Origin of the sequence: Sphingobium sp. BHU LFT2, from assembly GCF_018604485.1 — a bacterium.
In the GTDB taxonomy this organism is placed as follows: domain Bacteria; phylum Pseudomonadota; class Alphaproteobacteria; order Sphingomonadales; family Sphingomonadaceae; genus Sphingobium; species Sphingobium yanoikuyae_A.
Genome location: NZ_JAFCGW010000004.1, coordinates 425,459 through 442,924, shown reverse-complemented (window position 1 = coordinate 442,924; position 17,466 = coordinate 425,459). Strand labels below are relative to the sequence as shown.

17 protein-coding genes are annotated in these 17,466 nt (G+C 66.7%); 7 read left to right on the top strand and 10 right to left on the bottom strand.

The window, feature by feature from the left end; translation table 11 throughout:
* The 6 genes from JQK15_RS11535 to JQK15_RS11510 all read right to left on the bottom strand — a co-directional run.
* The coding region (locus JQK15_RS11535) for an aldo/keto reductase (RefSeq protein ID WP_214865591.1) at positions 1 to 191 on the bottom strand (191 nt) is incomplete at its 3' end.
* Positions 192 to 284: 93 nt separating this feature from the next.
* Positions 285 to 845, bottom strand: a complete 561-nt coding sequence (locus tag JQK15_RS11530; RefSeq protein ID WP_037491139.1) for a YkgJ family cysteine cluster protein — start codon at positions 843 to 845, stop codon at positions 285 to 287.
* Positions 846 to 923: 78 nt separating this feature from the next.
* Positions 924 to 1,676: a peroxide stress protein YaaA gene (yaaA, locus tag JQK15_RS11525; RefSeq protein ID WP_214865589.1), complete on the bottom strand. Its 753-nt coding sequence runs from the start codon at positions 1,674 to 1,676 to the stop codon at positions 924 to 926.
* Positions 1,677 to 1,754: 78 nt separating this feature from the next.
* Positions 1,755 to 3,344 (bottom strand): alpha/beta hydrolase, encoded by a 1,590-nt coding sequence (locus JQK15_RS11520; RefSeq protein ID WP_214865587.1) that lies wholly within the window; start codon positions 3,342 to 3,344, stop codon positions 1,755 to 1,757.
* The gene (locus JQK15_RS11515) at positions 3,344 to 3,829 is read right to left on the bottom strand and encodes a hypothetical protein (RefSeq protein WP_214865585.1); all 486 of its coding nucleotides are present in this window, start codon (positions 3,827 to 3,829) and stop codon (positions 3,344 to 3,346) included. The genes JQK15_RS11520 and JQK15_RS11515 overlap by 1 nt, the downstream gene beginning before the upstream one ends.
* 36 nt (positions 3,830 to 3,865) lie before the next feature.
* The gene (locus JQK15_RS11510; RefSeq protein WP_214865583.1) at positions 3,866 to 4,711 is read right to left on the bottom strand and encodes an oxidoreductase; all 846 of its coding nucleotides are present in this window, start codon (positions 4,709 to 4,711) and stop codon (positions 3,866 to 3,868) included.
* Between the two features lie 50 nt (positions 4,712 to 4,761).
* Here JQK15_RS11510 and JQK15_RS11505 point away from each other — a divergent pair, with 50 nt between their 5' ends.
* The gene (locus JQK15_RS11505) at positions 4,762 to 5,355 is read left to right on the top strand and encodes a TetR/AcrR family transcriptional regulator (RefSeq protein WP_214865581.1); all 594 of its coding nucleotides are present in this window, start codon (positions 4,762 to 4,764) and stop codon (positions 5,353 to 5,355) included.
* A gap of 28 nt (positions 5,356 to 5,383) precedes the next feature.
* Here the strand turns inward: JQK15_RS11505 and JQK15_RS11500 are convergent, their stop codons facing one another.
* Complete coding sequence (locus JQK15_RS11500; RefSeq protein WP_214865579.1) at positions 5,384 to 6,265, bottom strand: helix-turn-helix domain-containing protein; 882 nt, start codon at positions 6,263 to 6,265, stop codon at positions 5,384 to 5,386.
* Positions 6,266 to 6,416: 151 nt separating this feature from the next.
* Between JQK15_RS11500 and pobA the strand changes: the two genes are divergently transcribed.
* From pobA to JQK15_RS11485, 3 genes are read left to right on the top strand one after another with little or no spacing between them, the layout of a single operon-like run.
* Positions 6,417 to 7,598, top strand: coding sequence for a 4-hydroxybenzoate 3-monooxygenase (pobA, locus tag JQK15_RS11495; protein ID WP_214865577.1), 1,182 nt, complete (start codon positions 6,417 to 6,419; stop codon positions 7,596 to 7,598).
* 56 nt (positions 7,599 to 7,654) lie between these two features.
* Positions 7,655 to 8,425 carry an NUDIX hydrolase gene (locus JQK15_RS11490; protein ID WP_214865575.1) on the top strand — a complete coding sequence of 257 codons (771 nt, stop codon included), beginning with the start codon at positions 7,655 to 7,657 and terminating at the stop codon, positions 8,423 to 8,425.
* 3 nt (positions 8,426 to 8,428) lie between these two features.
* A complete protein-coding gene (locus JQK15_RS11485; RefSeq protein ID WP_010337430.1) occupies positions 8,429 to 9,157 on the top strand; it encodes an extensin-like domain-containing protein in 729 nt (242 codons plus the stop codon).
* Positions 9,158 to 9,269: 112 nt separating this feature from the next.
* Here the strand turns inward: JQK15_RS11485 and trpE are convergent, their stop codons facing one another.
* Positions 9,270 to 10,793 carry an anthranilate synthase component I gene (gene trpE / locus JQK15_RS11480; RefSeq protein ID WP_080727118.1) on the bottom strand — a complete coding sequence of 508 codons (1,524 nt, stop codon included), beginning with the start codon at positions 10,791 to 10,793 and terminating at the stop codon, positions 9,270 to 9,272.
* Between the two features lies 1 nt (position 10,794).
* A complete protein-coding gene (locus JQK15_RS11475; RefSeq protein ID WP_037517726.1) occupies positions 10,795 to 12,744 on the bottom strand; it encodes a peptidylprolyl isomerase in 1,950 nt (649 codons plus the stop codon).
* Between the two features lie 211 nt (positions 12,745 to 12,955).
* On the opposite strand from JQK15_RS11475, the gene tpiA reads away from it, so the two are divergent.
* From tpiA to pyrG, 3 genes are all read left to right on the top strand, one after another.
* Positions 12,956 to 13,699: a triose-phosphate isomerase gene (gene tpiA, locus JQK15_RS11470; protein ID WP_004211255.1), complete on the top strand. Its 744-nt coding sequence runs from the start codon at positions 12,956 to 12,958 to the stop codon at positions 13,697 to 13,699.
* A gap of 378 nt (positions 13,700 to 14,077) precedes the next feature.
* On the top strand, positions 14,078 to 14,455 hold the full coding sequence (secG, locus tag JQK15_RS11465) for a preprotein translocase subunit SecG (RefSeq protein WP_004211256.1): 378 nt from the start codon (positions 14,078 to 14,080) through the stop codon (positions 14,453 to 14,455).
* Positions 14,456 to 14,545: 90 nt separating this feature from the next.
* Positions 14,546 to 16,177 (top strand): CTP synthase, encoded by a 1,632-nt coding sequence (gene pyrG / locus JQK15_RS11460; RefSeq protein WP_010337427.1) that lies wholly within the window; start codon positions 14,546 to 14,548, stop codon positions 16,175 to 16,177.
* Positions 16,178 to 16,265: 88 nt separating this feature from the next.
* On the opposite strand, the gene JQK15_RS11455 is transcribed toward pyrG, so the two are convergent.
* Positions 16,266 to 17,378, bottom strand: coding sequence for an NADH:flavin oxidoreductase/NADH oxidase (locus JQK15_RS11455; RefSeq protein WP_214865573.1), 1,113 nt, complete (start codon positions 17,376 to 17,378; stop codon positions 16,266 to 16,268).
* Between the last annotated feature and the right edge of the window lie 88 nt (positions 17,379 to 17,466).

The following is a 17,466-nucleotide window of genomic DNA, read 5'->3' as shown; positions in this document are numbered from 1 at the left end:
GGTGTGTCGCAGCCATAGATGTCCGCCGTGTCGAGCAGGGTGATGCCGGCGTCCAGCGCCGCCTCCACCCTGGCGCGGGCCTCGGCGATATCCTCGCCGGCCAGGCGCCACATGCCCCAGGCGATCGGAAAGACGGAAATGCCGCTCTTGCCGAGCGGACGTGGTTCGGCGGAGAGGCGCAGCGTCGTCATGGATCGATCAATGGCACAAGCAATGTGCCGGCGGTAGGGGCCATCCGCGTCCCACATGACCGGCCGGGCGACCGGCGCTTGCCGGGGCCGGTGTCATGCCCTGGATGAAAAGCTCATGTAACGCGCGCGCCAGGCGGCGACTTCGGCGCGCAGGTGGGCGGGGGCGGCATCCCCCGACAGGACGAGGGCCGCGACCTCATTGTCGGGATGCATCAACATCTTCCGCGATCCGTCGCTGAACCAGACGGGCACCAGCTGATCGCAAAGACTGTCGAGGATCGCGCCGGCCATGCCATTCTCGATCGCAGCGCTGCCGGGCAGCATGCGAACCATGATCGATACGCCTTCGAAGCAGTTGCGCGGTTCGCGGACGAAATCGATCGACGCCAGGATGCCGGACCGGTCCGGACGGGCTTCATCGGGCATGGCCTGGACCCGGCGCCATGCGCAAAACCATGTCCGGCAGATATGCGGGCGCACCGCATGGATGCTGCATCCCTGCTCGCCCAGATGCGCGCAGGGCGCGCCCGCCGCTTTCTTGAAATCGGGGGTGTCGACGGTCAGAATGGTGCAGCACATGGTGCAATCGCCGCAGGACCGGTCAGGGATGACAGGGCCCAGCAGAGCGGTTTCCAGATCTGTATCCATGTGCATCCGGGCGGGGTGCCTTGGCCTTGTCGGGAATGCAAGCGGCATCATGCGCGCCGCCTCGCGGCAGATGCCCTGCGCCGGTCAGGCGCGCATGAAGCGCCAGTGGTCGGCGTCGCTCTCGGCCGGATCGAAGCGATATCCGTCGCTGTCGAACCCCTGCATGGCCTCGACATCGGCGACATGATGTTCGCACATCCAGCGCGCCATCATGCCGCGTGCCCGCTTCGCGTTGAAGCTCACGAAGCGCGGGCCGTTCGGCCCCGGCTCGCGAAAATCGACATGGATCACGCGCAGGCCGTCCAGCCTGTTCTCCACCGCCGCGAAATATTCCTGGCTGGCCAGGTTGAGGACGACGCCCGATCCCTCTTCCGCGGCCTGCGCGCGCAGCAGCGCGGCGATGCGATCGCCCCACCAGTCGGTCAGCTTCTTGTGCCGCGGTGCCCAGCGCGTGCCCATTTCCAGCCGATAGGGACGGATCGCATCCAGCGGACGCAGCAGCCCGTAAAGGCCCGACAGCATGCGCACATGATCCTGCGCAAAGGCCACCGCCGCCTCGTCCAGCGTGTCCACCTCGAAACCGGAATAGACGTCGCCGGCAAAGGCATAGAGCGCCTGCCGTTCGGGCAGGTCGGCAAAGTCCCGGAACCGGTCGGCATTGAGCTTGGCCAGACGCGGCGAGATATGCATCAGTTCCGCCAGCCGCTTCTGCGAAAGGTTGGCGGCCGACTTGGCAAGCCCGCGCGCTTCCTCTGCAAAATGCGGCATCGTGACGGCAAGGGGCGGCAGCGCGCGCTCGAAGTCGAGCGTCTTGGCGGGAGAGAGCAGAACGATCATGGCCCGCGCGGTAGCCGCAGCTCGTCCGGGCGTCAAACCGCACGCTTTTCAACCTCCCGCCCGACGGCGCATTTCGCTTCAGCGCCCGCGTACGCCGCCTGATGGCCGCGCCACCGCATACATGGCCTGCGCCATTTCCCGATAATAGGCGTTGCGATCGCCGTCCCGCGTATAGACTTCGTTGATGCTGTGCGACGCGCCGGGGACATAGATGAACTCCGCCCGGCCACCCACCTTGTGGAACGCGGCCTCCAGATCATGGACGGCACCGTCAAGATAATAGGAATCGGCGGTCCCGACCACGACATGGACCTTGCCGTCCAGGTCATGGCGCAGGCGCGGCCATTGGGTCTCGATCCGGTGGCCGATATCATAATTGTCCCGCCAATAGGCCGCGACATCGGCATCGACCGCGCCCGTCACCCGATCGAAGAGCGGTGCCGGCGTCCCGTCCGCGCGGCGCGGCGAAAAGGTCCAGTCGAAGGATCGCAACTGCCCGCCGTCCCGGCCCAGCACCGTCTCGATCCCAGCCGCCTGCTCGATCGTCGTCTTCACCGCGCCATGGGCGCGCTCCAGCGGACGGGCCACGCCCTGGGCATCACGATACATGTTCGCGCCCGGCTGAGAGAGGTCGACGCCGATGAAATGCCGGAAATCGACCGGATCGGGCGACGAGGCCCAGCTTCCACCGAAGATGGCGGGATAGCGCACCATCGCCCAGAGCGCGAACCAGCCGCCCGAACTATGGCCGGTCAGGAAGCGGCCCGAGGGCTTCGCATCCATCCGATAGCGGCTTTCGAGCGCCGGGATGATCTCGCGCGTCAGCGCTTCGCCCCAGGGACCATTATTGACGCTGTCGGCAAATTCGGTCGTGCCGGTCGGCGAGGCGAAGTCCAGCGTCACCCAGATCATCGGCGGAATGGCTTTTGTCTCCATCAGATGCCAGATGCGCGACAATTGCTGCCCGTCCACCCGGTGATTGGTGCCGAACGCACCGGCCGTATAGACCGTGGGATAGGTGACGCGGCCGTTGGGATCATAGCCCGGCGGGGTCAGCACCCAGGCGGCGACGCTCTGCGGCGTGCCGCGAAAGCGGGTCAGCACTTTCGATGCGACCTGTTCGTCGTGCAGATGCGGGCGCGACGCGGTGATCTGTTCGGCGGCGCGCGGCGGCAGGCCGGTGACGTCGAACTGCGCGGCCGCCGGCGGCAGCCTGTGATCGAGCGCTATCGACGGCCTAGCGCGAAGCGGCAGGCGCAATGTCACCACCTTCGAGACCAGATCGCCCGGTCCCCGCCCGCCATAATTATAGTCGCCGTCGCGATCGAGCACGACCTGCATCCGATAGTCCCCCGGCGCCAGGGTCGCGAGCCCCTTGGGGAAGGCGCCTTCCTCGGCATCGATGCTCACGGTGCGATCAGGCCCGAAACTGGCGACATCGCGGCCCGCCACGAAGATGCGGGCGTCGTCGGGGTCATAGATGTCGATATCCTCGCTTTCGCCATTGTCGGCGCTCAGCGGTGCCGCAAAGAGCAGCAATCGTCCCGATGCGTCATCGCTCAGCGCAGCCGGCAAACTGATATCGAAGCGCGTTTCGGGCGGCGCGGCGCCGATCAGCGCCAGTGCAAACAGGGGAAGTGCAAGCAAGCGGGCGATTGCGGTCGACATCAGGCGTCCCCGCCATTTTGCCGGCGCAGGGCAATGAACTGGGCGGCAAGGCCCAGGATCAGCATAGCCAGAAGCGCCGCCTGCGATCCCAGCAGTAAGGGCGATTTGAGGTCGGTGACGAGAGGATGACCGTCCGGCACGCGGCGCAGGATTTCGGTCACGGTCGGCACCATCAGCAGGAATGTGGTGAGGCTGAGGAAGACGGTTTCCAGATAGCGTCGCGCCCGCCCGAGAAAGCGGATGCTGTTCACGCCATAGCCGGCGATCAGCAGCAGGATCGTGACTGTGCCGATCCCGTAGCTGATCGGCTGATGCACCACCAGGAACACGGTGCCGGCACCGATCAGCATGAAGATGAGATAGGCGATGCCCGGTGCCGTTCGCGGCATGATCCGGCCATGGCGCGCAAGCATATAGGCCGCCAGTGGAATGGCGGGCAGGCTGCCGAGCGTATGCACCCAGCCCAGGGGCGTTATTCCAAACATGGTCTGTGTCTTTCTGTTGGCGGGGGATCGCCGCGCTTATGCGGCAAAGCGGGTGGAGCGGGACAATGCGCGCCATTGCGCGATCTCCGCCTCCATAGCGGCCATCTTGCCTTCGACCAGGCCCAGCGCATCGTCGCCCAGGAACAGGCGCGTCGGCGGTGCCGGCGCCTCCACCAGCGCCAGCAAGGCTTGCGCCGCGCGCGCGGGATCGCCCGGCTGCTGCCCGCTCTTGGCCTGACGCGCCGCCCTTATCGGGTCCATGACCGCGTCATAGTCGGCTATGCTGCGCGGCGTGCGGTCCATCGACCGCCCGGCCCAGTCGGTGCGGAACTGGCCGGGCGCCAGCGCCGTCACATGAATGCCGAACGGCGCCACTTCCTTGCCCAGCGCTTCGGAAATCCCTTCCAGCGCGAACTTGCTGCCGCAATAGAAGCTGATGCCGGGCATGGTGATGAACCCGCCCATGGAGGTGATGTTGACGATATGCCCGCGCCGCCTTTCGCGCATGCCGGGCAGTACCGCCTTCATCATTGCCACCGGGCCGAACACATTGGCCGCGAACTGGCGCTGCAGATCGTCGATCGACGATTCCTCCAGCACGCCCTCATGACCATAGCCCGCATTGTTCACCAGCACGTCGACCGACCCGGCGCGCCGCTCGGCGTCCGCCACGGCATCCGCAATCGCGTCAAGATGCGTCACGTCCAGCAACAGCGGATGCGCGCGTCCGGGCGCCAGCGCCGCAAAGGCGTCGGCATCCTTGGGGTGCCGCACGGTCCCGACGACGGCATGGCCGGCGTCCAGCGCGCCCTCGGCAAAGGCCCGGCCCAGGCCGGAACTGACGCCGGTAATCAGGAAAGTCTTGGGGATCAGCGCCGACATGGCCTACTCCATGATTTGAACATCAATTATATCATGATATAGATAGCAATATGACGTCCATCAAGCCCCCCTCGAACGGTTCGCGTGGTGAACCTGTGCGCAATCGTGTGATCGACGCGGCCGAACGCCTGCTGCGCGACGGCAAGGCGGAATTTTCGATGCGCGATCTGGCGACCGAAGCGGGCGTCAGTTTCGCCACGCCGTTCAACCAGTTCGGCAGCAAGGCCGCGATCATGCACGCCCTGTCGGCGCGGCGGATAGCCACCGCGACCCAGCGCTTCGCGGACAAGCCGCGGCGCGATGATGCCGGCCAGCGTGTGCTGCTGGCGGTCGCCACGGTGGTCGAGCTGATGCTGGAAGAACCGCGCGTGAACCGGGCGGTGATGGGGTGGCTCGGCACGCCGGGGCCGACCCATGGCGAAGTGCTGGCGCAGTCCACCGCGCTGTGGACCCTGGCGATCGGTGCTGGCGAAGGCCTGGTTGAAGGACACCCGGCGCTGCCCGCCCTGGCACGGCATCTGGCCTTCGGCTTTCGCGGTGTGCTGTCCTTCTGGACGGCCGGTGAATTGCCTGATGACGAACTTGCTGCCAATGCCCGCGACGTGGCGAACGCCTTGCTGGGCGGCGCAGCCAGCCAGTCCTGATCGTCATGCCTAGGGCGGGCGGCGTGTCTTATCCGTTCGTGCCCTGTTGTGCCTCGCGATAGGCGCGGGCGGACAGGCCCATGTTGCGCTGGAAGAAGCGGCTGAAATAGGCCGGGTCGGCAAAGCCGATCGAAAAGCCGATCTCGGCAATCGACAGGTTGGAATAGAGCAAGGCCCGTTGCGCTTCGAGCAGGGCGCGCTGGTCCAGCATCTGGGCCGGCGATCGGCCCGCCATCCGGGCGCAGGCGACGCGCAGCGCGGTCTGGCTGACGCCCAGTGCGGCGGCATGGACCGACACCGGTTCGCGCAGGCGGAAGCGCTGCTCGATCCGTTCGCGCAGCCGCGCGACGATCGACGCATGCGGTCCGGCGCGCGGGGCGGTATGGATGGCGGCGCTGCGATGGCGCAGTGCCGTCACCAGCAGCGACAGCATCGCCGCATCGACCGCCGCCCGGTGGCCCGGCGCCGACCAGCTGAGTTCGCGCATCAGATCGGCCACCAGCCGCTCGACCGGCGGCAATTGCGCCGCGCTCATCTCGATCGCGTCGGGGCGCTCGAACAGGCCGGTCAGTTCCGGGCCATGGCGGCCCAGATCCTGCAGATAGGCGTCGGCCATGGTGATGACGAAGCCGGCGGTCTCCTCCAGCCATTTGAAGCCATGCACGGCGGTGGCCGGCACCAGCAGGAAGCTGGGCGCGACGAAGCGCAGCTCCGCGCCATCCGCCTCCATCGCGCCGCCGCCCGAGGTAATGAGGAAGATATGGCTCAGCTCGCTATGAGCATGCGGTTTGATCGTCCATTCGCTGGGACGTGAGCGATCGTCCAGGGTTTCGACATGGACGAAGCCCTCCGCCACCAACCTGTGGGGTTCACCATAAAGATAGAAGGTCGGGAAGGACTGTTTCGACATCGGGCATGGTCCCGTCGGGATGCACTGAGGCTGATGAATTGTCCAATTAATAGGCTGGTGCGCCCATGTCCATCGCCGGCCGTGCGGATACGATGGGCGCATCGGACAAACAGGGGCGCCGTCAGCGCGCCCGGATCATGAGAGGATGCGAATGCGCACCAGCATAGCCATTATCGGCGCCGGCCCGGCCGGCATGTTCCTGGCCCATCTGCTCGCGGCGGAGGGCATCGCCGCGGTCGTGCTGGAACGGCGCGACCGGGCCTATGTCGAGGGGCGGGTGCGCGCCGGCGTGCTGGAACAGGTGACGACCGACCTGATGCATCGCTTGGGCCTCGGCGACCGGCTCGATCGCGAGGGGCTGGTCCATGGGGGCACCCAGATTTCGCTCGACGGTTCGCTGTTCCGCATCGACATGGCGGCGCTGACCGGCGGCAGCGCCGTCACCGTCTATGGCCAGCAGGAGGTGATGCACGACCTGTTCGAGGCGGCGCCGGAGCGCGGTGTCGAGATCGTCTGGAATGCGCAGGATGTGACGCTGGAGGGGCTGGACGGCGATCATCCCGTGGTCCGCTGGCGCCAGGATGGCGTCGCGCAGGAATTGCAATGCGACTATGTCGTCGGCTGCGACGGCTATCATGGCGTCAGCCGCAACAGCATCCCCGCCCATGTGCTGCGCACGTTTGAGCGCGTCTATCCGTTCGGCTGGCTCGGCATATTGGCCGATGTGCCGCCCGCCGACCATGAACTCATCTACGCCAATCATGAGCGCGGCTTCGCGCTCGCCTCGATGCGCTCGCCCACGCGCAGCCGCTATTATATCCAGTGCGGCCTCGACGAGCAGGTCGAGGACTGGTCCGACGATCGTTTCTGGGACGAGCTTTGCCTGCGCCTTGGCCCCGACGCCGCATCGCGCGTCACCCGCGGGCCGAGTTTCGAGAAGTCGATCGCGCCGCTGCGCTCCTTCGTGTCGGAACCGATGCGCTGGGGCCGGCTGTTCCTGGCCGGCGACGCTGCCCATATCGTGCCGCCGACCGGCGCCAAGGGACTCAACCTCGCCGCGTCGGACGTCATCATGTTGAGCGATGCGCTGGTTGACCATTATCGCGGCGGATCGGATGCCGGGCTGGACGGCTATTCCGCCCGCGCTCTGGCGCGTGTCTGGAAGGCGGAGCGCTTTTCCTGGTGGTTCACCTCGATCACGCACCGCTTCCCCGACATGGACGGTTTCGCGCGCCGCATCCAGGCGGCCGAGATTGACTATATTCGCGGGTCGCAGGCGGCGCAGCGCACGCTGGCGGAAAATTATGTCGGCCTTCCGCTGATGGCTGCCTGACGCCTCTGGCCGGGGCGGGGCTTTACCACCCCGCCGGATGCGGCCTAGACCGGGGCATGAGCCAAGAGAATGACGCGGGCCGCCCCGCAGCGACGATCGTGATCGTGCGCGACAGGCCGGGGGAAGCGCCCGACCTGCTGATGATGGAACGGGCCGCGACCATGGCCTTTGCCGCCGGTGCGCTGGTCTTTCCGGGCGGCGGCGTCGACGATGGCGACCGGGCGCTGGCCGCCAGTATGTCCAGCGATCTGGCCAGTGATGAGGTCGCCGCGCGGATCGCCGCCATTCGCGAGACGATCGAGGAAAGCGGCCTGGGCGTCGGTCTGGCGGGGGCTGTCGATGCCGCCACCGTGTCGGCGATTCGCGCGGGCCTGCTCGACGGGGCGGCGCTGGGCGATCTGCTGGCGCCGCGCGGCATCGCCCTGGCGCTGGATGCGCTGGTGCCGTTCGCCCGCTGGCACCCTTCGGCACGGGAAAAGGCGATCCGCGTCTATGACACCCGCTTCTATCTCGCCCGCGCGCCACTGGGGCAGGAGGCGAGCGTCGACGCGACCGAGAATGTCCGCCTGTTCTGGAGCAGCGCCGCCGCGACCATCGCCCGCGCCGATGGCGGCGAGGGGCATGTCATCTTCCCCACCCGCCGCAATCTGGAACGGCTGGCGCAATATGACAGTTTCGACGCCCTCGCCGCCCATGCCCGCAGCATCCCGGTGGAAAAGGTGCGCCCCTGGTTCGAGGAGCGCGACGGCGAGCCGCATCTCTGCATCCCGGCGCATCTGGGCTATCCGGTCACGTCGGAACCAATGCGGCAGGTCCGGCGTGGTTAGGGGATGCGCCGCCTTCATCTGACCCTTCGTGCCCTTGTCATTGTCGCTGTCATCCTTGGCCTGCTCTGGGTCGGATACGCGCTGCTGCGCCAGCGGCCGCAGGATCTGCCCTGGACCAGGCTGGACCTGTCGCAGCCGGTCGGCCTGTTCACGGGTCGCAAGCTTGCCGCCCTGACCGGGGAGCGGGCGCAATGCCTGGCGCTGCTCGACCGGGCGGGCATTGCCTATACGGCGATGAAGCCGGGCGGGGGCGAGGGGCAGTGCGGCTATGCCGACGCGGTCCGGCTGAAGGCGGAAAAGGGCATGATCGCCTTGTCACCCGCCGGGGTGGCGCCGTCCTGCCCGGTGGTTGCCGCCCTGCGCGTCTGGGAATGGCAGGTGGTGCAGCCCGCCGCCCAGCGCCTGTTCGGCCAGCCGGTGCGCTCCATCACCCATTTCGGTTCCTATAGCTGCCGGCGCATGTATGGCCGCAGCCAGGGCGACTTCAGCGAACATGCCACGGCCGACGCGATTGATGTCGCGGGCTTCGTGCTGGCCGATGGCCACCGGATCAGCGTGGTCGGCGACTGGAAGGGAGAGGGCAAGGATGCCACCTTCCTGCGTGACGTGCGCGATGGCGCCTGCGACCTTTTCTCGACCGTGCTCTCGCCCGACTATAATGCCGCCCATCGCGACCATTTCCACCTCGACCAGGCGGAACGCGGCGCGACGGGCTGGCGGGCCTGTCGTTAGGGATTAAGGCGTCCGGGCTGAGCGAAGTCGAAGCCTTCTCCTGAGCGCAGCGAAGGGCTTCGGCTTCGCCTCAGCAGGGCCCTTCGACTTCGCTCAGGGCGAACGGCTGTAATTACTGCCCGTAGCCGGCCTGCTTGGCCAGGCTGACGGCTTCGCGCGCGGCGGCGAGCAGGGCGCCGCTCTTGGCCTCGCATTCGCGCTGTTCATATTCGGCGGTCGAATCGGCGACGATGCCGGCACCGGCCTGGACGTGCATCACGCCATCCTTCAGCACGGCGGTGCGCAGCACGATGCAGCTGTCCATATTGCCGTCCGGCCCGAAATAACCGACGCCGCCGGCATAGGCACCGCGCGTTTCCGGCTCCAGTTCGGCGATGATCTCGCAGGCGCGGACCTTGGGCGCGCCCGACACGGTGCCGGCCGGGAAGCCCGCGAACAGCGCGTCGATCGCATCCTTTTCGGGCGCCAGACGGCCGACCACGTTCGACACGATGTGCATCACATGGCTGTAGAATTCGACCGTATAGCTTTCCGTCACGGTGACGCTGCCGGCGCTGGCGACGCGGCCGACATCGTTACGGCCCAGGTCCAGCAGCATCAGATGCTCGGCCCGTTCCTTGGGATCGTCGAGCAAGCTGGCGCGGTTGGCGGCATCCTCGACCGCATTCTTGCCGCGCGGGCGGGTGCCGGCGATCGGCCGGATCGTCACTTCGCCATCGCGGGCGCGGACCAGGATTTCCGGGCTGGACCCGATCAGCGCAAAGCCGGGCAGGTCGAGATAATAGAGGAAGGGCGACGGGTTGATCCGGCGCAGCGCGCGATAGAGCGCGATCGGCGGCAGGGTGAAGGGGCTGGTGAAGCGCTGCGCCAGCACCACCTGAAAGATGTCGCCCGCGACAATATAGTCCTTGGCGCGGTCGACCATCTGCGCGTAGCGGCCCGGTTCCAGCACCGGCGTCACGTCGATCTCGGCAATGTCGGCCGGGGCGGGCACGGCCGGCAGCGGCGCGGCCAGGCGCGCGGCGGTCGCGTCGATCCGCTCCAGCGCCTGCGCGATGGCCTTTTCCGCGTCGGCGGCCTGATCCTTCCATACCGGGGCGACCAGGAACAGGGCGTCGGCCAGGCGATCGAACACCAGGATGACGGTCGGCCGCACGAACAGCATGTCGGGCAGGGCGATGTCGTTGGCGGCCGGGCGGGGCAGCTTTTCGACCAGGCCTACCGTCTCATAGCCGAAATAGCCGACCAGACAGGCGAGCGCGGCCGGCAGGGCGGGATCCAGATCGGCGCGGCATTCGGCGACCAGTGCGCGCAGCGCCTGCAACGCATCCTGTTCGGCGGGAACGAAGGCGTCGCGATCGGTCGCCCATTGGCGGTTGATCTCGCCCTTGGCACCCTCGGCGCGATAGACGAGGTCGGGGGCCAGGCCGATCAGGCTGTAGCGGCCACGCACCGCGCCGCCCTCGACCGATTCAAGCAGGAAGTCGCCGCGGTCCGGCTCGAACAGCTTGAGCGCAGCGGAGATCGGCGTGTCGGTGTCGGCAATCTGCCGCCGCCACACCAGACCCGAACGGCCCTGTGCCAGTGCCGCGCGAGCGACGGCCGTGCCGTCCACCATTCCCCCCTGCGCCGCCATCTTACTGCTCGCCGCTATTGGTGGCGGACAGCGCCTTCTGGGCTTCAGCCACGGCGTTCGCCTTGCGGGTCACGCCCATGTCCTTTTCGATCGCGCGCTCGAACTGAGCGCCATATTCCTCGCCCACGACGTCGCCGAGCTGGGTGCGGACCTGGTTCAGCAATTCGGGCTGACCGGCGGCGTCACCACGCTTGATGGCGTTCAATTGCACCACGAAGGTGCCGCGATCCTGGCCGATCGGCAGAGTCTTCACGCTGTTGGCGGCCATCGAGAAGAGGATGGCGATTTCGGCCGGCGGGCGCTGCTGACCGCGCATCAGGTCGGCGCGACGGCCACCCACGACCTGCGGGGCGGGCAGCTTGACGCCGGCCTGGGCCAGCGCATCGGCCAGCTTGGTGCCCTTGGCGACCTTGGCGCGGATGTCCTCGGCGACCTTCTGCGCCTTCTCATAGCCCTGGCTCAGCTTGTACTGGGCCACGACCAGCGGCTTGATCTTGGCGAGCGGCGGCGGGGCGGGGGCGACGATGTCGCCCGGCGCGGCCAGCGCATAGCGCTTGTCGGCGGTGATCGGCACCAGCTGGGCATCATCGTCGGCGCTCATCGCGAAGACGGGCGCCAGCAGCGGCTGCAGGTCGCTGTTGGGCTGATAGGTCTCGTCCTCGACCTGCTTGCCGCTCGACACCAGCAGCGGCGAGGTTTCCAGCTTCAGGCCATTATCCTTCGCGACTTCCTCGAAGGTGCCGCCATTGGCGATCTGGTCCTCGATCTTGCCGGTGAAGTCGGTCAGCAGCTGCTTTTCCTTCTGGGTGCGCAGGGTAGCGATGATCTCATCACGCACCGACGCCAGCGCACGGGCCGGGACATTGTTGAGCGCGGTGACGCGCAGCACGATCCAGCCGAGCGAACCACGGACCGGGCCGACCAGTTCGCCCTGCTTGGCGGCAAAGGCGGCGTCGGCGACCGGCTTGGAGGCGGTGGCGGCCAGCGCCTCGCGGCTCTGGTCGGTCAGGGTCGACACGGCAAGGCCCGCGCCCTGCGCCGCGGCGGCCAGCGTCTTGCCGGCCTTCACCTGGTCGGCGATCGCCTTGGCGCCCGCCTGGGTCGGCAGCACCAGTTGCTCGACGCTGCGATTTTCCTTGGCGGCATAGGCCGCCTTGTTCTGGTTGTAGGCGGCGGTGATTTCCGCCTCGGTCGGCTGGGCCGCCTGGGCGAAACGCTCGCTGTCGATCACGGCATAGCGGATGCGGCGCTGTTCCGGGATGGTGTAGCGCGCGGCATTCTTCTTGTAGAAATCGGCGACCTGCGCGTCGGTCGGCTCCTTGGCGTCCAGGAAGGCGGCGGCCGGGATCGCGGCGATCGTGCCCTGGCGTTCCTCCAGCAGCAGCGACGCATAGGGCAGCGCCACGCTGTCGGGCAGCTTCACGCCCAGACCGACCGGGGCCAGCAGCTGGCGCTGCAGGATTTCGCGGCTGATATCGTCGCGCAGCGACTGTTCGCTGATCCGCTCGCGCTGCAGCAGGGCGCGGAAATTATCCTGGCTGAAATTGCCGGCGGCGTCCTGGAAGGCGGGGATCTGCGCGATCTGCGCATCGACCAGCCGCTTGCTGATATGGACGCCCTGATCGCTGGCGAACTGCTTGAGCGTCAGCGCCGCGACCAGCTGGTCAAAGACCTGCTTGCCGCCGCCCTGGGCAAAGAAATCGCCGATCTGCATGCCGGGATTTTCGCGGCGCGCATTTTCGAACACGCGCTGGATGCGGTCCTGCAGCTCGCTCATGCGCAGCTTGGAACCGCCGGCCTTGGCGACGGTGTCGCCGCCGCCCAGGCCGGTCCCGAACTTGCCGCTGGAAATGTCGCCCAGGATGAACGCCGCCGCGATCAACCCCAAAAAGAGGATCGCGAAAAAGGCGCCGAATTTGGAACGGATGAAACTGCGGAAGACAGAGAGCATGAGAATGTCCGGTTTTTATGCGGCGATATGGCGGCCCGCTTTAGGGGCGGATCGACCCGGCGGCAAGTGCGGCCGTGGCGGACGGTCTGGACAAATGCTGCATCGCCGTCCATCGGCTTGATTGCCTGAAAGCGGAACCAGGAGACGCGGTGCATGCCGTGGGGACCCGCTGCGGGCACGTGCAGCAATAATCACAAGGGGACATGGACCGATGAGCAGGCGCAAGCTGGTGGTCGGCAACTGGAAGATGAACGGGATGCGCGCGCATCTCGACGAGGTGGAGGCGATCGGCAAGCTCGCCGCGCAGCATCCGGCGGTGGAAGTCGGGCTTTGCCTGCCGGCCACGCTGATCATGGCCGGGTCGCAGCTGAAGGGCGCGGCCTTCATCGGCGCCCAGAATTGCCATATGGAACTGAGCGGCGCCTATACCGGGTCGCTGTCGGCCGAGATGCTGATCGAGGCGGGGGCGACCTGGGTCATCACCGGTCATAGCGAACGGCGCGAGACGCGCGGCGAGACCAACGCCGATGTCGCCGCCAAGTCGGTCGCCGCCCATGCCGCGGGCATGAAGGTGATCCTGTGCGTGGGCGAAACGCTCGCCGTGCGCGATGCGGGCGATGCCGACGAAGTGGTCACCGCCCAGTTGCTCGCCTCGCTGCCCGAAGGCGCAAGCGCCGACTGGCTGGCCGTCGCCTATGAACCCATCTGGGCGATCGGCACCGGCCGCATCCCGACGCTGGAGGCGATCCAGTCGATGCACGCCACCTTGCGGGCTGCGCTTGCCAGTCGGATCGGCCAGGAACAGGCCGACGCCATGCGCATCCTCTATGGCGGATCAATGAACGGCGACAATGCCGCCGAGATCATCGCCCTGCCGGACGTCGACGGCGGCCTGGTCGGCGGCGCCAGCCTGTCGGCGGCCAAGTTCGAACCGGTGATCGCCGCCGCGGATTGATGCGGAGTGCCCTCTCTTCGTGCGGAAGAGGGGGGTATTCTGGCTTGATGCGAGTCGGGCTCGTTGCTGGCTGTGCGTTGAAGGGGGCGGGCTATCTTCACTCCGTTCGCCCTGAGCGAAGTCGAAGGGCGCTGCTGAGCGAAGGCGAAGCTATTGCCTCGCTCCGCTCGGCCGAGGGCTTCGACTTCGCTCAGCCCGAACGGTTCTTTCACTGTCCAGACTTGATTATATGGGCCATTGCAAGCCAGCCGCGGCACCCTCCGCACGCGGCCTCATCCATGCCTTCGTTCATATCGACAGGCTCGCCGGTTGCCCCGGCGGCCCATCATCGCTATGTGCGCGCCAACGCATTCCTTCATTGGACAGAAAAGAACCCGCATGTTCACCTTCCTTCTCGTCGTGCAGGCGATCGTCGCTGCCCTGCTGGTCACCGTCATTCTGATGCAGAAGTCGGAAGGTGGCGGTCTGGGCGTCGGTGGCAGCCCGGCCGGGCTGATGTCGGCGCGCGGCGCGGCGGATTTCCTGACGCGTTCGACCACGATCCTGGCGACCATCTTCGTCCTGCTGTCGATCACCCTGGCGGTCATCGCCTCGGTCCGTCATGCTGGCGGCGACATCGACACCTCGCTGGTCAAGTCGGCTCCCGCCACGCAGGCCCCGGCGCCCGCGACCGGCAACGCCGACCCGCTGGCCGGTGCGGCCAGTGCCGCCGGCAATGGTTCGGCAGCGAACGGCGCAGTTCCGCTCGCTAACTGACCTTTTCGTCGTTCATCGCCATATTTTTTGCGAGCGTGCGGATTCGCGCGCTTGCTCAACTCGTTTGTATAAGGCTAAGCCTCTTATCCCATGACGCGGTATATTTTCATCACCGGCGGCGTGGTCTCCTCGCTTGGTAAGGGCCTCATGGCCGCATCCTTGGCAGCGCTGTTGCAGGCGCGGGGCTATCGCGTGCGAATCCGGAAATTCGACCCCTATCTCAACGTCGATCCGGGCACGATGTCGCCCTATCAGCATGGCGAAGTCTATGTGACCGACGACGGGGCGGAAACCGACCTCGATCTTGGCCATTATGAACGCTTTACCGGCGTGTCGGCGCGCCAGTCGGACAATGTCACGCAGGGCCGGGTCTATCAGACCATCATCCAGCGCGAACGGCGCGGCGACTATCTTGGCGCGACCGTCCAGGTCATCCCGCACGTCACCGACGAGATCAAGGCGTTCGCCACGGCGGAGACCGACGATCTGGACTTCGTGCTGTGCGAAATCGGCGGCACCGTCGGCGACATCGAATCGCTGCCCTTCATGGAAGCGATTCGCCAGCTCCATAATGATCTGGATCGCGGCCAGTCGATCTTCGTCCATGTGACCCTGGTGCCCTATCTCGCGGCGGCGGGCGAACTGAAGACCAAGCCGACCCAGCATAGCGTGCGCGAGCTGACCTCGCTCGGCATCCAGCCCGACATCCTGCTGTGCCGCGCCGAGCATCCGCTGCCCGAGAGCGAGCGCAAGAAGATCGCCCTCTTCTGCAATGTCCGTCCCGAGGCGGTCATTCCGGCGCTCGACGCCAAGAGCATCTATGCCGTGCCCGAGCAATATCATGCCGAGGGTCTCGACAATGAAGTGCTGCGCGCCTTCGGCATCACCGATGCGCCCGCGCCGTCGATGGACCGCTGGACCGACATCATGGATCGCCAGCTCAATCCCGAAGGCGAAGTGACGATCGGCGTGGTCGGCAAATATGTCGGCCTGCTCGACGCCTACAAGTCGCTGCACGAAGCGCTGCACCATGGCGGCCTTGCCAACCGGGTGAAGGTCAACATCAAGTGGATCGACGCCGAACTGTTCGAGAAGGGCGACGATCTCGCCGCCAGCCTCGAACCGATGCACGGCATTCTCGTCCCCGGCGGCTTCGGCGTGCGCGGGTCGGAAGGCAAGATCGCGTCGGTCAAGTTCGCGCGCGAACGCGACGTGCCCTTCTTTGGTATCTGTCTTGGCATGCAGATGGCCTGCATCGAAGGCGCGCGGAACACGGCGGGGATCGAGAATGCCTCGACCACCGAGTTCGGCGAGACCAGCGAGCCGGTCGTCGGCCTCATCACCGAATGGATGAGCAAGGAAGGCCTGCAGAAGCGCACTGCCGAGACCGATCTGGGCGGCACCATGCGTCTGGGCGCCTATCCGGCCAAGCTTGCGGGCAACAGCGTCGTCGCCGGTATCTATGGCAGCAACGACATCAGCGAGCGTCACCGCCACCGCTATGAAGTCAATGCCGGCTATCGCGAACCGCTGGAAAAGGGCGGCCTGATCTTCTCGGGCATGTCGCCGGACGGCACGCTGCCCGAAATCGTCGAGCGGCCCGACCATCCCTGGTTCGTGGGCGTGCAGTTTCACCCGGAACTCAAGTCCAAGCCGTTCGACCCGCACCCGCTGTTCGCCAGCTTCATCGAAGCGGCGGTCAAGCAGAGCCGGTTGGTATAAAGCGTTTTCGAAGCAGGCGGGATCGCCTGCTGACTCGGAAAACGCGCAAAATAAGGATAAACGGGGCCGAAAGGCCCCGTTTTTCGTTTCAGCCCTTCGGCGCGTCAAAGAGATTGCGATACTGGCGCGGCTGGCAGCGCAGATATTGCGGCGCGGCCTTCACGCTTGCGCCCAGATGGGCCGCCGCATGCCAGGGCCAGCGCGGGTCATAGAGGATGGTGCGGGCGATCGCGATCAGATCGGCGTCGCCGGTGCCGATGATCGCCTCGGCCTGCTCGAAGTCGGTGATCAGGCCGACGGCGATCACCGGCATGTCGACCGCCTGCTTGACCGCGCGGGCCAGCGGCACCTGATAGCTCGGCCCCACCGGAATATCCTGGCGCGGGTCAAGCCCGCCGCTCGACACATGGATAGCGCTGCACCCGCGCGCTTCCAGCGCCTTGGCAAATGCGATCGTCTGCTCGATGTCCCAGCCGCCATCGACCCAGTCGGTGCCGGACACGCGCATCGTCACCGGCTTGTGCGCCGGGAAAGCGGCGCGCACCGCGTCGAAAATCTCCAGCGGCAGGCGCATCCGGTTTTCCAGGCTGCCGCCATACTCATCGTCGCGCTGGTTGGAGAGCGGCGAGAGGAACTGGTGCAGCAGATAGCCATGCGCGCCATGCAGCTGGACCGCGTCGATACCGATCGTGTCAGCCCGCTTCGCCGCCGCGACGAAGGCGTCGCGCAGCCGATCGATCCCGGCCTGGTCCAGCGCCATCGGCGCGTTGGTGCCGGGCGTGAAGGGCAGGGCGGAGGGGGCGACCGTCTGCCAGCCATTGGCTGCATCGGGCGCGATCTGCGCGCCGCCCTTCCATGGCACTTCGGTAGATGCCTTGCGCCCGGCATGGCCGAGCTGAATCGCGATGGGCATGTCGCTATGGCGCCGCACGCCGTCCAGCACGCGCTGCATCGCCGCCTGCGTCGCATCATCCCACAGGCCGACATCGGCATGGCTGATCCGCCCCTCGGGCAGCACGGCGGTCGCTTCGATCGTCAGCAGCGCCGCGCCCGACAGGGCGAGTTGGCCGAGATGGATGAGGTGCCAGTCGTTCATCTGGCCATCGACGGCGGAATATTGGCACATCGGCGCAATCACGATGCGGTTGTCGAGGGCAAGGCCGCCGACATCGAAGGGCTGGAACAGCTTGGGAGCGCTCATGCAGGTCTCCAGAAGTGGGAGAGGGAGAGAAGGCCCGCAAGATAGGAAGCCGGCCGGGCGGCCGAAAGGGGCTGGATTGCTGGCATGG